Origin of the sequence: Paenibacillus dokdonensis (genome assembly GCF_004916975.1) — a bacterium.
Classification (GTDB): Bacteria; Bacillota; Bacilli; order Paenibacillales; family Paenibacillaceae; genus Paenibacillus_AQ; species Paenibacillus_AQ dokdonensis.
On record NZ_STGQ01000001.1, the window covers coordinates 3,909,784 to 3,925,442 of the forward strand.

13 protein-coding genes are annotated in these 15,659 nt (G+C 47.6%); 1 reads left to right on the forward strand and 12 read right to left on the reverse strand.

Features of this window, described 5'->3' with window-relative positions; all coding sequences use genetic code 11:
- Position 1: 1 nt before the first annotated feature.
- The 6 genes from hisS to E6W40_RS18060 form a co-directional block, all read right to left on the reverse strand.
- On the reverse strand, positions 2-1,267 hold the full coding sequence (hisS, locus tag E6W40_RS18040) for a histidine--tRNA ligase (protein ID WP_136606728.1): 1,266 nt from the start codon (positions 1,265-1,267) through the stop codon (positions 2-4).
- Positions 1,268-1,904: 637 nt separating this feature from the next.
- Positions 1,905-2,378, reverse strand: coding sequence for a hypothetical protein (locus E6W40_RS18045; protein WP_136606729.1), 474 nt, complete (start codon positions 2,376-2,378; stop codon positions 1,905-1,907).
- A gap of 91 nt (positions 2,379-2,469) precedes the next feature.
- On the reverse strand, positions 2,470-2,976 hold the full coding sequence (locus E6W40_RS18050; RefSeq protein WP_136606730.1) for a type 1 glutamine amidotransferase domain-containing protein: 507 nt from the start codon (positions 2,974-2,976) through the stop codon (positions 2,470-2,472).
- A 154-nt stretch (positions 2,977-3,130) separates the two neighbouring features.
- Positions 3,131-3,292, reverse strand: coding sequence for a hypothetical protein (locus tag E6W40_RS29550; protein ID WP_168928961.1), 162 nt, complete (start codon positions 3,290-3,292; stop codon positions 3,131-3,133).
- A 66-nt stretch (positions 3,293-3,358) separates the two neighbouring features.
- Positions 3,359-3,808, reverse strand: coding sequence for a D-aminoacyl-tRNA deacylase (gene dtd / locus E6W40_RS18055; RefSeq protein ID WP_136606731.1), 450 nt, complete (start codon positions 3,806-3,808; stop codon positions 3,359-3,361).
- 36 nt (positions 3,809-3,844) lie between these two features.
- The gene (locus E6W40_RS18060) at positions 3,845-6,022 is read right to left on the reverse strand and encodes a RelA/SpoT family protein (protein WP_136606732.1); all 2,178 of its coding nucleotides are present in this window, start codon (positions 6,020-6,022) and stop codon (positions 3,845-3,847) included.
- A 277-nt stretch (positions 6,023-6,299) separates the two neighbouring features.
- Here E6W40_RS18060 and uraA point away from each other — a divergent pair, with 277 nt between their 5' ends.
- Positions 6,300-7,604, forward strand: coding sequence for a uracil permease (gene uraA, locus E6W40_RS18065; RefSeq protein ID WP_136606733.1), 1,305 nt, complete (start codon positions 6,300-6,302; stop codon positions 7,602-7,604).
- A gap of 98 nt (positions 7,605-7,702) precedes the next feature.
- Here uraA and E6W40_RS18070 read toward each other — a convergent pair whose 3' ends face one another.
- The 6 genes from E6W40_RS18070 to recJ form a co-directional block, all read right to left on the reverse strand.
- Positions 7,703-9,238 carry a DUF4127 family protein gene (locus E6W40_RS18070; RefSeq protein ID WP_136606734.1) on the reverse strand — a complete coding sequence of 512 codons (1,536 nt, stop codon included), beginning with the start codon at positions 9,236-9,238 and terminating at the stop codon, positions 7,703-7,705.
- 59 nt (positions 9,239-9,297) lie between these two features.
- Positions 9,298-10,143, reverse strand: a complete 846-nt coding sequence (locus E6W40_RS18075) for a carbohydrate ABC transporter permease (RefSeq protein WP_136606735.1) — start codon at positions 10,141-10,143, stop codon at positions 9,298-9,300.
- On the reverse strand, positions 10,143-11,024 hold the full coding sequence (locus tag E6W40_RS18080; protein WP_136606736.1) for a carbohydrate ABC transporter permease: 882 nt from the start codon (positions 11,022-11,024) through the stop codon (positions 10,143-10,145). The genes E6W40_RS18075 and E6W40_RS18080 overlap by 1 nt, the downstream gene beginning before the upstream one ends.
- A 48-nt stretch (positions 11,025-11,072) precedes the next feature.
- The gene (locus tag E6W40_RS18085; protein WP_136606737.1) at positions 11,073-12,350 is read right to left on the reverse strand and encodes an ABC transporter substrate-binding protein; all 1,278 of its coding nucleotides are present in this window, start codon (positions 12,348-12,350) and stop codon (positions 11,073-11,075) included.
- A gap of 327 nt (positions 12,351-12,677) precedes the next feature.
- Positions 12,678-13,196 carry an adenine phosphoribosyltransferase gene (locus E6W40_RS18090; RefSeq protein ID WP_136606738.1) on the reverse strand — a complete coding sequence of 173 codons (519 nt, stop codon included), beginning with the start codon at positions 13,194-13,196 and terminating at the stop codon, positions 12,678-12,680.
- Between the two features lie 41 nt (positions 13,197-13,237).
- Positions 13,238-15,640, reverse strand: coding sequence for a single-stranded-DNA-specific exonuclease RecJ (gene recJ, locus E6W40_RS18095; RefSeq protein WP_136606739.1), 2,403 nt, complete (start codon positions 15,638-15,640; stop codon positions 13,238-13,240).
- Positions 15,641-15,659: the final 19 nt, after the last annotated feature.

The following is a 15,659-nucleotide window of genomic DNA, read 5'->3' on the forward strand; positions in this document are numbered from 1 at the left end:
ATTATTCAGCCTTTTCGGCGAATTCCCTTAATTTCATAAGAAGCTCACTCAGCTTAACTGTCTGCTGCTCGCCTGTAGCCATCGACTTCAGCGCAATTTCGCCCTGCTCCAGTTCATCGTCTCCCAAGATCGCTGTCACTTTGGCATGGAAGCGGTCAGCGGACTTCATTTGGGCTTTCATTTTTCTGCCCAGGTAATCGCGTTCAGCCGACAATCCTTCTTTACGGGCAAGGTGCAGCTGTTTCGTAATTTCACGTTCAGCGGCTTCGCCCAAAGCCACAAAATACACATCCAGCGGTTTGACCGCATTCAAATTGATTTCCTGTTTATCCAGAATCAAAAGAATACGTTCCAGACCAAGGCCCAGTCCGATCCCCGGCTGCTCCGGTCCGCCAATTTCGCTGACCAGACCGTTGTAACGCCCACCGCCGCCGATTGTGTCGATAGCACCGATTCCTTGAGCCTTGTACTCAAAGGCCGTGTGCGTGTAATAATCGAGACCTCGCACAAGCCGGTGATTTACGACGAATTCAACTTCCATAGACGTCAAGTACTGCTTCACTTGTTCGAAGTGATTTGTGCATTCCTCATCCAGGCTGTCCAAAATCGAAGGTGCATTCGTAAACTTGTCCTGATCCACCTTGCAATCCAGCACACGCATCGGGTTGCGGTCCATCCGGGATTGGCAGTCCTTGCACAGAGTGTCCTTCATCGGGGTGAGAAACTCCAGCAGCTTCTCACGATAAGCCGCCCGGCTCTCAGGATTGCCAACGGAGTTAATTTCCACTTTGACGCCTTGCAGTCCCAGTTCCTTGCAGAACTGATAACCGAGAGATACCACTTCCGCATCAATGGCTGGATCAACCGCTCCGAAAGCCTCAACACCGAATTGATGAAACTGACGGTAACGACCCGCTTGCGGACGCTCATAACGGAACATTGGGCCGATGTAGTATAGCTTGCTCACATCCGGCTCCCCATACAGCTTGTTCTCCACATAAGAGCGGACAACCCCTGCTGTACCTTCCGGACGAAGCGTCATACTGCGATCGCCTTTATCCTTAAAAGAATACATTTCCTTTTCGACGATATCCGTCGTCTCTCCAACGCCCCGTTCAAACAACTCCGTTTGCTCAAACAAAGGGGTGCGGATTTCCCGGTAATTGAAACGCCGGCATAAGTCTCTGGCTTTCTGTTCGACAAACTGCCATTTTTCCACCACACCCGGCAAAAAATCCTGCGTTCCTGTCGGTTTTTGGTAAGCCATGGTTCTACCCCCATTCAAATTGATCTTTTTCTGTATTTCCAATCCTCACTCATCAAAGCATAGGTTTGTGGATATAACAAAAAATCCCCCGTCCCGCTGCTTTAACAAGCAAACAGGGACGAGAGATTGTTATTTATCAATCACCCGTGGTGCCACCCACATTCCGGACACCCTAAATTCATGTGCATCCGCTTCATAACGATTAACGCCCGTTCCGCGCAGTGCGTCTACTCGCAGGGAAATTCCTCAAAAAGGAGCTTCCAAACTTTCGTCGTCTGTTCTCGGGGAAGTCATTCATTCGGTCATCCATAGAATCCTTCCAGCCTAAGGGATTCCTCTCTGCATGGTGGGGCGCGAACTACTTGGTCCCGTCATTGAATCAAATTTAGATTATTTTTAGATTGTAATGAACCGCTGCACTAAAGTCAAGTGGCAAACAAAAGAAAAACCTACAATCCGTATTGTAGGTCCAAAGGTTATATATTAAAAAAGGGGGTCATGCTTGTTATTATAAACAGGCTATATTAAGAGAGTGTGAATCTAATATTACAGTTATATTACAAACTGGAAAGCGCTTTATATATGATGTAATTAGCTCTCCAACCCGCAATGAATGCGACATTGGAGAGCTTTCTTCTTAGTCGAAAATTTCAACATAACCGCCATTATTGCGCAGTTTATCGAGCACTTCCGCGTAATCTTCATCTCTTACCTTACAGGATAGAACATATTCCAGGTCATCATAATTATCCGCATTCAGATCAGCAATGCCAAGCACGGGCTCGTCCTGATCCATATCCCTGCGCGTTTCACGCTCCTCGGGAGGCTTATCCTCACTCTGACGGTAGATGTCATTCTCATCGTCCACAAGAGGCACTACCGGAGCGCCATAACCTGCACCAGGTACCCCTACCGCAGCTGAAGCACCGCCGGTATTCATGTTCCCCGCCATACTCACCGGCGCGATCGGCAGCAGGATATGTCTGTTTCCGTCGAGCGTCGTCCCTAAGCGACTGACTTCCAAATGTTCGGTATTCGTTCCGATCAATTTGGTTTTCGCGCTCACCGCGTCATCCTCATTCCTGAAGTAAGCTTGTATTTGCTTCGTCATGATCATTACCTCCTCATTTTTAGGATTTTCGCAAATCCTTTTTAACATAATGAATCATAGGCCAAGCTTCAAAGCACTCCTATTTGATGGATTACAGCACTTTCAGCAGTTCCCGGACAAAGGCCGGTTCGTCTTTAGGAGTACGAGAAGTAATGTAGTTACCGTCCACGACAACCTCTTCGTCTTTAAATTCCGCGCCTGCATTGACCATATCATCTTGGAGCGGCGGATAAGAGGTAATCGTACGGTCTTTTAACAGATCGGCGCTCGCAAGAATTTGCGGGCCATGGCAGATAGCCGCTATGGGCTTCTTTGAGCCGTTCATTTCTTTTACAAATTTCAGTATGTCAGGATCCAAACGCAGATTCTCCGGAGAAGAACCACCCGGAATGACGACTGCTTCATAATCAGCCGCATGAACCTCGGAAATGGATTTTTCAGCCGTGTAGGTTGCTTTTCCGTTTTTACCCTTCAACGTTTCGCCCTTCTGGAGTCCGATAATATCCGTTTCATGACCTGCTTTATTCACTTCATCATAAGGTACCTTCATTTCTGAATCTTCAAATGCGTTAGCCAGTAAAAAAGCAACTTTACTCATGGATTTCGATCTCCTTTCAGGTTGTTGTCTTGTTATTACCCTAATACGAATGCTTTATAACACATGAATCCATGCTCGAAGAGATTACATCAAAAAAAAAGAGTCAGGTTCTCCATAAAGGAAACCTGACTCTTTATATTCGTACCAGCAACGCTTAACGTAATTGGTACGGTGATGATCCTTTTCCTTTGCTGTAACCATTCCAGAGTGGAAAAGGAATTTCGCCAGCCCGTTCCAGCTTGACTGCTTCCTTAACGGATTCAAGCGGGATCAGCGGCATCAATTTCAGTGCAAATGCATGGGAAGATTGACGCATAAAATGACGGCTCCTTTGGATAAAAGGCTGATGTTCTATGATCAGCATTCCCTCCAAAACACTTTTCTATGCCGTTGTTTTGCTGTCAATGATCAGTGTAACCGGTCCCCAATTGGTAAAGGTTACATCCATCATTTCTCCAAATCGTCCGGTCGCTACCTCCAAGCCCTTTGCAGTCAGCTCACTATTAAAACGTTCATAAAGTGCTAGTGCGGCACCGGGTTTGGCGGCTGCCATAAAGTTGGGACGCTTCCCTTTGCGGGAGTCGCCGTACAATGTAAACTGCGAGACGGACAGGACACCACCGCCCACATCCGTTACACTGAAGTTCATTTTGCCATCCTCATCCTCGAAAATACGCAAACCGGCAACCTTGTCAGCCAAATACTGCGCATCTTTGTCCGTGTCTTCATGGGTAACACCCACAAGCACCATCAACCCCTGGCTGATTTGTCCAGTGACTTCCCCGTTAACCGTAACTTGTGCTTCCTTGCAGCGTTGAACAACAACTCTCATGCGGGTGTACTATGCTCCTTTAATCAACTTGAATTATTACTGAATAATCCGGTGCACCGTATAGACATCTTTCACACGCTTGATCCGTTCTACGACGGAATGCAAATGATCGGTATTGCGGATCAAAATAGTCATGTGGATTAGCGCCATTTTATTTTTATCCGATCGTCCGGTGACAGCAGAAATATTCGTCTTGCTTTCCGATACGGCCTGGAGAACCTCGTTGAGCAAGCCATTGCGGTCATGTCCTGTAATCTCAATATCGACACTGTAGTTTGCTTCGATTTCCGTTTCCCATTCCACTTCAATCACGCGTGCTGCTTCCTCCCCATCATCCGTGGTCGGAAGATTCGGACAATCCGACCGATGGACAGACACGCCACGTCCGCGGGTTACATATCCTACAATATCGTCTCCTGGCACCGGATTACAGCAGCGGGCAAAGCGGACAAGCAGGTTGTCGATTCCCTTCACACGAACACCATTGGTCGGTCGCGATCTTTTCTCCGTAGGAACCTTGATCTCCTTCTTCTCGGAAGTCAGCTCCAGCAGACTTGCTTCTTCCTGCTCTTTGCGGAGACGCTCGGTCAGACGTGTGCAGATCTGGGCTGCCGTAATGCCGCCGAAGCCAATGCCTGAAAGCATATCTTCGATATCATTAAAGGCAAATTTCTTGGCTACCTCCAGCAGTTTATCATCCGTTGTCCATTCGGAAGGATCCAGTCCGCGGTTCTTCAGCTCGCGTTCAACCATATCGCGGCCTTTTTCCACATTCTCTTCGCGTTTCTCCTTCTTGAACCACTGCTTGATTTTGCTTCGAGCGTGAGAGGATTGGGCAATTTTCAGCCAGTCTCCACTAGGCCCATAAGAATGCTTCGAAGTCAGGATCTCCACGATGTCGCCTGTTTTCAGGCGATGATCCAGCGGCACGATCCGTCCGTTCACCTTGGCGCCGATGGTGCGGTTGCCGACTTCCGTATGAATCCGGTAAGCAAAATCCAGCGGCACAGAGCCTGAAGGAAGCTCAACGACTTCCCCTTTCGGAGTAAAGACAAACACGAGGTCCGAGAAGAAATCCATCTTGAGGGATTCCACAAACTCGGATGCGTCCTTCGCTTCATGCTGAAGCTCCAGAATCTCCCGGAAAAATGTCATTTTATTCTCGAAGTTGCCCCCTGGTGATGTGCCTTCCTTGTACGCCCAGTGCGCCGCGATACCGTATTCAGCGGTGCGGTGCATTTCCGTGGTACGGATCTGTACTTCCGTTGGTTCCCCGTTCGGACCTACCACCGTTGTATGCAGCGATTGATACATGTTTGCTTTTGGCATAGCTATATAATCTTTAAACCGTCCAGGCATCGGTTTCCACAAGGTATGGATAATGCCCAACGTGGCATAGCAGTCTTTGATATTGTCCACAATAATACGGATAGCAATCAAATCATAAATCTCATTGAACTGCTTGTTCTTCGTCGTCATTTTATTAAAAACGCTGTAAATATGCTTTGGCCTGCCTGACAAATCCCCCTCGATACCCATTTCATCCAGCTTTTCACTGATGCGGGAAATCACGGTGTCAACAAACTGTTCGCGTTCAGCGCGCTTTTTATGAATCAAATTGGCGATACGGTAATACTGCTGTGGATTCAAGTATCGAAGCGAAAGATCTTCCATTTCGCTCTTGATTGCCGAAATACCAAGACGATCTGCGATCGGACAGAAAATCTCCAGCGTCTCGTAAGCAATTCGCCGCTGGCTTTCTTCTGATTGGTATTTCAGTGTACGCATATTATGGAGCCGGTCGGCCAGTTTGATCACAATTACGCGGATGTCCTGCGCCATAGCGATGAACATCTTGCGATAATTCTCATTCTGCTGTTCTTCCTTGGAACGGAATTGGATACGCTCCAGCTTGGTCAGCCCATCAACCAACATCGCACAGGCATTGCCGAACTTGTCGCGGATCTCTTCCAGCGATACGGTTGTATCCTCAACGACATCATGCAGCAGTGCGGCGACAATGGAGGTTGTATCCATCATCAGGTTCACGACAATATCTGCAACCGCAAGCGGATGCAGAATATAGGGTTCGCCGGATTTGCGGACCTGGCCATGATGGGCTTGATCTGCGAAATTATAGGCTTCCCGAATGCGGTCCAAATCTGGATCTTTTATATAGGCTCCAGCCTTTTCAAGTAATCGCTCTATGCCCATTCTAGTCGTTTCCGTTTCCCTTCTATATGAAATAGAACCCGCTGACGTTTCATCTTTAGCAGGTTCCCGGTTCAAACAAGATTTTATATAATTATGACGCTTGAAAGGCTCTACGTCAATATTTCTTGCCAGGAACAGGAAGCGCTGGGGCAACAAACTTGATTTTTTGACATTTCCTCATTTTTTGATAAAAAAATGATTGAAAAATGTCGGTTTTCTGGCTAATCTAGATTGAATGCAATTCGAGATATGAAATCTTTTATTGGGAGTGAGCTTATTGCAACGCGAAATTCAAGTTAATGAAAGGCTTCCCTTGGGTCCGGGATTCCTTCTCAGCCTGCAGCACCTGTTCGCCATGTTCGGAAGTACGGTGCTCGTACCAAACCTGTTTCATGTAGACCCTGGTATGATTTTGCTAATGAACGGAATCGGAACCCTGCTTTACATTTTGATCTGCCGCGGAAAAATTCCCGCATACCTCGGTTCAAGCTTCGCCTTTATTGCTCCGGTACAATCCGTCTTGTTAGATAATACGGACAATTACCCGCTAGCGCTCGGTGCCTTTATCGTAACCGGTATCATCTTTGTCGCTGTCGGACTTATTGTACAGTATGCCGGAACCCGCTGGATTGATGTCGTGTTCCCTCCCGCTGCCATGGGTGCCATTGTTGCTACCATCGGCCTTGAACTCGTTCCAACCGCAGCCGGTATGGCTGGAATTATTCCACAGGGTGGTGCATCGGCGGATTGGTTCAACCCCAATGCCGTCATCCTCTCCATGACGACACTCGGCGTTACCGTCATCGGAGCGGTACTGTTCCGCGGTTTCCCTAAAATCATCCACATTCTGATTGGTATTGTGACTGGGTATGTTATGGCTTACTTTATGCCTGGCATGATTAACAAGGGAGCTATTGCAGACGCTCATTTCTTCTCCGCCCCTACCTTAACGCCCCCTGTCTTTGATATGACGGCAATACTCACCATCATTCCTGTATCTCTCGTCGTTATCGTTGAACACATCGGACATCTGCTTGTGACCAGTAATATCGTTGGCAAAGACTTGTCCAAGGATCCCGGACTTAACCGATCCCTTCTGGGTAACGGTATTTCCACCATTATTTCCGGATTCGTGGGCTCCACTCCCAATACGACTTATGGGGAAAATATCGGTGTCATGGCATTAACCAAGGTTTACTCCGTGTTTGTCATTGGTGGTGCCGCAATCATTGCAATACTGCTTTCTTTCTCAGGAACTTTCTCCTCTATCATTTCCAACATTCCTGTACCTGTCATGGGCGGCGTGTCATTGCTTCTGTTCGGCGTCATTGCAGCTTCTGGTCTGCGGATTTTCGTTGAGCAAAAGGTCGATTTCTCCAAGCCAACCAACATGCTGCTTGCCACGCTCGTGCTGGTAGTCGGCATCAGCGGCGTACAGCTGGATATTGGCAACGTTCATTTGAAAGGTATGGCACTGGCTACGATTGTAGGCATTGTACTCAGCCTGTTCTTCAAACTGATCGAGGTGCTGGGACTTTCTAACGATAAAGACGACGAGCTTGTCGAAAAGATTCCTGACTAACCATAAAAAAGAGCCGGACAAGCCCCTGTCAGGGAGCGCTGCCGGCTCTTTTTTCATCATTTTAGATGTATAAATCCTTCTGTGATAGAGTATATCAGCTAGTGTTCGGAGAGATGATAGCGTACGCTCAGGCCTACTTCAAAGGTCCGGTTCCATGGCATATAGCAATCCGTGATTTCAACGCGGCCCTTGCCTCCGTTTACTCGTTCCTCCAGCTCTTGAGCAACCCGCTTCCTCACCATCCGGGAAACTTCGCCTCTCTGACCATCCAGCTCGAATTTGCTGAGCCCCATCGCTTCGACTTCACCCAGGTTCAGTCCCATCCTTACAACGGAACAATAGCAGAGGTCTTCCGCATAGCGCAGCGCCAAGAAATCCAGATGCTGTGAAGTCCGCCCGAAATGCAGGTACAGCATCGATTGGGCGATGACGGTTCCAAGTGTATTCGAGCTTGTATTCCAGCCGGCATAACCGGCAAGGTCAAATAGCATTTCCTTTTGTTTCAGCAGCTTAACCAGCTTCTGATCTGCGCCATTGGCGTATCCTACATCGGCTGCAGCCACAGGCTTGCCTTTGTGACGCAGCATATAATTACCATACTCCACCAGCTCGATAATATTCCGATATACATCATAGCTGAAGAAAGCATGCTTCTGTGATTCGGCTTCCATCATTGTTTCCCCGGGCGTATTCACAATCAGAATCAGGTCTGCCTCTTCCGCAGAGGACGTAATTAGGCCGCCGGCGGCCATAATCTGATACTTCAAGCTTTCGTAAAAGAATCGATCCTCATATAACGGTGTCACAAACGGCCCCTGCACCGCCGACATCCGCGGATACACGAGCGGTACTTTGTGCTTACTGTCATTTATCATTCTGGCCAGGAGGGTGCATCCAACCTCGTCCGCACCTGGGTACATATAGGTTGTAAGCTCCAGATCAAGCTCCGAAATCATGGCTCTTACCTTCTGCTGATCCTTGGCGGTATGGCCATATGGCGCCGAGTCATCCTGAGGAAAAATCATAAAATCGATGAGCCCCTCTGCAATCAGATCAAGAACATCACGGATCACACCAATATTGACGGATCTGCGGTGCATATAATCCTCCAGGATTTCAGCTGGAAGACGCCGCTCGATATCTGACAGTTCCTCCAGTTCTTCTCCCGTTGCAATTCCCAGCTCCGAACGATGGCTGATCAACCCTTTCCGGAAAATCTCCCGTCCCCAATCGGCGTAGTAATCAGGTTCCTCATCGGCAATCGAATATTGCGGACAGCGCATAATGAGCTGAAAGGCAAATATTTTGAGATCCGGATTCCTCTCTTTCAAACTCCGTAGTCTCTGAAGTCGCTCTGCCACTTGCGGATGCTCCAGATCATGCAGTCTCGAAGGAATAATGCCGCCGTACAGCAATGTATCGAGAGAAATGACTGCTCCATCCGCATCCATAGACTGCTCTTCCAGCCAGCTCCAGAGCCGGTCTGTGTCCCCTGGTCTTTTTTTGAGCCCCATCATCTCCATCGGTGGACGTGCCATATGAATTCCTGTTCCTTGTGCAAGCAGGTAGGGAAATTCATAATTGCACGGCCGTTCATCCAGTGGAACAAATGCGATTTTGTCCAGTTTCCCCATCGTTGTTAGCTCCCTTTGGGCTTGATTATAGTCAATATTCCCTTCCAATGTTTTAATGTCTATCCCTTCACAGCCCCTGCAATGCCTTCCATATAATAGCGCTGGGTGAACAGGAATACGGTGATAATCGGAATTACAGAAATCATAGTACCTGCTGCGATCCAACCAAAATTATAGGAAAATTGTCCGTTCAAAAAGGTCAGTGCTGCGGCAAGCGGGTATTTTTGCGGATCGTCAAGCACGACAATCGGCCACAGAAAGTTATTCCAGAAAGCCATCATCTCGAGCAGGGAAATCACCGCAATGGCCGGTTTAACGAGCGGTAGAACCAGCTGCAGCCAAATCCGGAATTCAGACGCGCCGTCCATTTTGCCCGAATCACGAATATCCGATGGAATACCAAGGAAGGTCTGACGCATCAGAAAAATATTAAATACGGATACGGCGGAGGGCAAGACCACACCCAGGAAAGAACCCGTCAAGTGAAGCCACTGAATGGTTAAATAATGTACGATCATCGCTGTGGAAGACGGAATGACCATCGTGGCGATCAGCAGTGTAAATACCAGGTTTCTGCCTTTAAAGCGAAAGGTCGCGAGCGGATAGGCTGTCAGAGCAGCCAGAATCACATTGAAAATCACGCCTAGAGCTGTAATAACCACCGTATTATAAATGTATTTCGGAAAATTCATAAACTGCCAAACTTTCACGTAGTTATCGAAATCAATAAACGTCGGCAATATGGCCGGAGGATTGGAGAACACATTTTTGCCCGGCATGAGCGAAACGCTGAGCAGCCACAAAAACGGTCCCATCATAAACAATGCGAGCGCCAGCAGCAATGTATAAACAACCGCCAGCCGAATTCCGGCAATCCATTTTTTCGGTCGAAGGGTCGCACTCATCAATATGGATTGACACCGCCTTTCTGGTTGAACCGGAACACCAGCACACTGAGCACGCCGACAAGGATGCTGACGATCAGCCCCAGTGCCGATGCATAGCCGAAGTTAAACTGCTCCAGGCCCTTTTGGAAAATGTACACGCTTGAGGTTAGCGTCGAGGTACCCGGGCCACCCTTGGTCAAGATATACACCTCATCAAAGACACGGATGGCACCCATCAGCGAAATGAGCGTACAGAACAGGATATGCGGCCGCAGCAGCGGAATCGTAATGCTCCAAATGACACGCCAGCGGCTGGCTCCATCCACTCTTGCGGCTTCATATAAATCCGAAGGAATTCCCTGCAGGCCAGCCAGATACAGCATCATGTAATATCCGAGACCCTTCCACATCGTGATGAACATCAGGACAAATAAAGCCGTACTGCTCGTTGACAGCCATGCAACCTGATCATTAATCAGTCCAAGCTTGAGGAGGAAAAAATTGACTACACCGTTATTGCTCAGCAGCCAGCTCCAAATCAGGGCAACGGCAACCATGGAAGTCACAACAGGTATGTAATATGCCGTACGGAATATTTTCACGCCTGGTATTTTCCCATTCACCAGGATGGCCATCATGATCGAAATGATTTGGATGATCGGTACGATGATGACGTACAGGAGCGAGTTCCAGAGAGATATCAAAAAGTTTTTATCATGAAATGCGGTGACGAAGTTATCAAAGCCCACGTAATGCGTTTCGGAAATGACGGAATAGTCGGTAAACGACAGCGGAATTCCGTATATGATCGGCCAAAACACAAACACGGCAATGAGAGCCAGTCCAGGTGCCATAAAGGCCCATGCTGTATAGGATTCTGTCCATACCCATCTCTTCATGCTGTAATCACCGTCCTATTTTACGAAAATCTTGCGTACGAAAAGGCATTATTTTTTCAATACCTGGTTGACTTCCTGCTCCATGGCATCCAGGGTTGCTTGAATATCCGCGTCATTCAGCATGATTTTCTGCAAACCTCTGGCTATTGCCGAGTTGATATCGGATGCATTCGGTACACCTACCATGTAGTCAACTGCTTTATCCAAACTGTTGGCAGATGCGATCTTGGCCTGGGACTCCAGCGTATTGTCCGATGCAGTAAAGAACGGATCTTTAATCGATTCTTTGGTAGACGGGAGAGTATTGGCTGCTTTGGAGAAAGCCGTCTGGTTATCTGCATTTGTAATAAATGCCGCGAACTCTACCGCTTCTTTTTGATGCTTCGATTTACCGGGAACCACGACATCCATACTGTTGGACAGACGTACATCTGCTTTGCCTGTTGGCATTGGAACTGCAATCGTATTTTTAAACACATCCGGTGCAGAGGTTTTCAGAAAGTTAATGAACGTCGGACCTGCGATCTCAAAAGCCACCTGCTCGCTGGAGTAATACTGAATCTGCTTCGTGAAAGGAACGTCTTCCTTCATAATGACACCATCCGCAATTTTCTTCTTTATATTTTCCAGAATCGTTTTCGTTTCCGGTGTATTGAATGCCGCCGCCGATTTGTCATCGTTTAGAATCTTAATTCCTTCCTTTGGAAACAGGTTCGAAACCCACTGCGTGGAATAACCGATTTTGCCTGTCTTTTCCTTGATCTGCTTCGCCCAAGCGACCAGTTCATCCTGCGATTTTGGAGGGTTGGCAGGGTCAAGACCGGCATCCTTGACGATTTTGGTATTCATGAACAGTACCTCGGTACCGGTGTACCATGGCAAGGCATAAGCTTTTCCATCAATAACCGTAGAATTAAAAATGCCGTCAAAATAGGATTGCTTCTGTTCTTCCGTTAGAAACTGGTTAAGATCTACAACTGCTCCTTTGGAACCCATTTGGCTGGCGAACTCTGTATTCAGATTCACCACATCCGGACTGCTGCCGCTTGCGATACTGGTCAGAAGCTTGTTGGTAACCGCGTCGTAAGGATAATCCTTCCAGTCTATGGTCACTCCTTCATGTGTCTTCTGATAATCTTCGATCAATTTGTTGAAATAATCGGTAAAGGTGGGCTGCAGTGAAATCGTCCAAAACTCCAGCTTGACGGGTTCGCCTTTGCCACTTCCCTCTTGTCCTGATTTCCCTCCCCCGCAAGCGCTCAACATGAAGGACAGCATTAAAACAGACAATAAAGTGATTACCATTCCCTTTTTGCTCTTTTTCATTTTCTCGGCTCCCTTTACATGATTAATAAAAGATTATATCCAGTGACAACAATTACAATTAACGGATAATTCCGTTATTAAACCGCTTTCAAGGGAAATTATAGCAAATATTTTTAAAATAAAAAAGTTCTTTTTCAATTTTTATACTTTACGTGGATATTTTCTCCTTTTTATGATGTGTATGCATTACTTTGGAGCTGAAATAATTAAATCCTGATTTGATGCATACTTGTGAGCATTTGATCAAAAAAAATACCCTCAGGCCTGAGTTGGCCTAAAGGTATTTTATTTCCCGGGAAACACAGTTCCCGTAATCGAATGCTTGTATTAGTCTTCGTATGTCATTAAAGAGAACACTTCAACGCCCGGTAGCTTAGCACGACCGTTCAAGGCTGACAGCTCAATTAGAAATGCAGCTCCTACCACGTTGCCGCCAAGCTGTTTAACCAGATCTACTGAAGTGGCGATTGTGCCTCCAGTGGCCAGTAGGTCATCCGCAATCAGGACATTTTGCCCTTTGTGAATAGCATCGGTATGCATGGCCAGACGGTCCTTGCCATACTCCAGATCATATGCGACCTCAATCGTGTCGTATGGAAGCTTCCCGCTTTTACGGATCGGTGCAAAGCCAACGCCAAGCGCATAAGCCAGAGGAGCTCCAACAACAAATCCGCGCGCCTCGGGACCAGCAATGACATCAATTTTCAGAGCGGAAACCATCTCTTTAAGTTCGTTGATGGTTTTTTTGTAAATCTCCCCGTTCTGAAGCAATGTCGTGATATCTTTAAAGCTGATACCCGGTTGCGGGAAATCAGGTATCACCCGAATGTAATCTTTATAATCCAAAATAATCTCCTCCTAAAAATTATACAAAAACGGTTATGCGTTTAGCTTACACCTTCCAAACGGGAAATTACCCAGCTGGTACACTGCGAAGTGCCTGCATACACCAAATGCTGTTCCATTTCGGCCAAGCTGCCCAGTGCAGAAAAATGAATTGAACTGCTAAGTTCTCGCTTCGGCGGTTTAGGAATCACGACAATATTTCCATCTAGACGCTCAATAAACGAAAGCTCTTCAAATACGTCCATCATCATCGTTACCATACGTAGGGTTGAGGATGACTGCTGACTAAGTCTGGCAAGCGCTTCCTGCTCCCTGATCGGCTCTGCAGCCAAACGCATCAATAATACATACAGCAATTTAAACTGTTCGCGGCTTGGTATCGTCAACTGCTCCGCTTTATTCCGTCCCGAATGAAGCAGGAATACGTTAGAGAGGTTTTTGAACGACCCCAGCAGCATATCCAGCTGATCTGCAGAGTCGGGTACATGAACCATAAACAAAGTCGTTATATGATCTTTACCATAAGTATTCGCCGCATCGTTAAATGCCGAAATTCCAGCCTTACTATCATATACCCAAAGGGTACAATCATTCAAATCCATTTTGGGTGAACTTTCAATCCGCGGATTAAACACAGCTGCGATATGTCGATGATCAAGCCGCATATAAGGTGCAACTTGATCGTAAATGCGCTGTATTTCTCCCCAAGGCTCTTTGGAATCACGCAGATCGAATACCTGCGGACCCGTTATTTTCATATCTTGAAGCATCAGCTGCGGCTTTCTCGATCCATTCCATTCATTCACGGAAACTTCACCGAGTATATCAAGTGTCATACCTTCTTCAAGCAGCTCTGCCAGATCTCCTCTGCCAAAAGCAACAGCTTCTATTCGGACTCCACCTTGCCGGACAACAAGCTTCAAATGTTTGCCTTCCTTACCCATCTTCCTCAGCTCCACCAGTTGGGTGCCACGAAAAATAAGCTTGGGAACCGGGTTGGCCATGCCGAATGGCGCCAGCATTTCTATCTCATCAATGACAGAGAGTGGAACATCAGACAATCTCCACTCCCCGTCTGTAGAGGTGACAGGAGTAAAGTCATCTGCTGTAAGCACTCTTGCAGCATGATGGTTCAACGCTTCCTCGAATGCTGGCAGCTGCTCACGCTTTAAGCTCATCCCCGCTGCGGATGGGTGACCTCCATAATGCTCCATTAGCTCTTTGCAGGAAGTTAACGCTTCGAAAATATCCAGTCCCGGGATCGATCTTGCCGAACCCTTGCACATGCCTGTCTCCGGATCAATGCCCAGAATAATGACCGGACGATAATATCGTTCAAGGATTTTTGAAGCCACAATCCCGACGACGCCTACATTCCAGCCTTCTCCTGCCAGCACGATGACATCCGGAACCGTTCCACCGGACATTTTGCCCTGCAGCTGCATCATAGCTTCCTGGACGATCACCTCGACTACCTGCTGCCGTTCCTTATTCAGCTCATCCAGCGCATGTGATAAACGCTGCGCCTCATCCTTATCCTCTGTCGTAAGCAATGCTACCGCCGAACCGGCATGATCCAGTCGGCCGCTGGCATTGATTCTCGGAGCCATACCAAATGCTACGTTCGTAGAAGTTACGGATCCCATGCTTATCCCGCTCACTTCCATCAGCGCGCGAATGCCCTGGAAGGATGTGTGGCGCATACATTCTAGACCCCGGCTGACCAAAATGCGATTCTCACCCGTTAATGGCATCAAATCGGCAATCGTTCCGATGGCTACGATTTCGGTCCATTCCACCGGCGGATTTTTTAGTACAGCTTGGGCTAATTTATAAGCCACTCCGACGCCAGCTAGCCCTTTAAAAGGATATGGACATCCGGGCTGCTTCGGATTGATCAGCGCATAAGCATCCGGAAGCACCTCTGGAGGTTCATGATGATCCGTAACGATGACGTCAATTCCAAGGGAATTGGCATATGCGATCTGCTCAACCGCACTAATGCCGGTGTCTACCGTAATGACCAGACTGACTCCCTGCTGATGTGCCCAATCCAGCGCGTGGTTATGCAGCCCGTATCCTTCATTGGAGCGATGCGGAATATAGATATCATAGGAAACTCCCAAATGACGCATGAAATAGATCATCAATGAAGTGCTGGAAACGCCATCGGCATCGTAATCCCCATAAATCAGGATATGTTCGCCATTTTCAACCGCCTGTTGGATACGGGGCACTGCCTTCTCCATGCCCAGCATCAAATATGGATCATGCAGCATCTCCAGATTCCCATTCAGAAACATCCCCGCTTCTTCAACACTGCCAATACCTCTTGAGGCAAGCAGTGCAGCGGTTAATGGTGATACAGAGAGCGCCTCCGCCAGGCTTCGGGCCGTATCCTCGGTTCCTGCCGGAGCCTGCCATGAATATTTTGATTCAAACAATCGTCTTCACCTTTCTTTC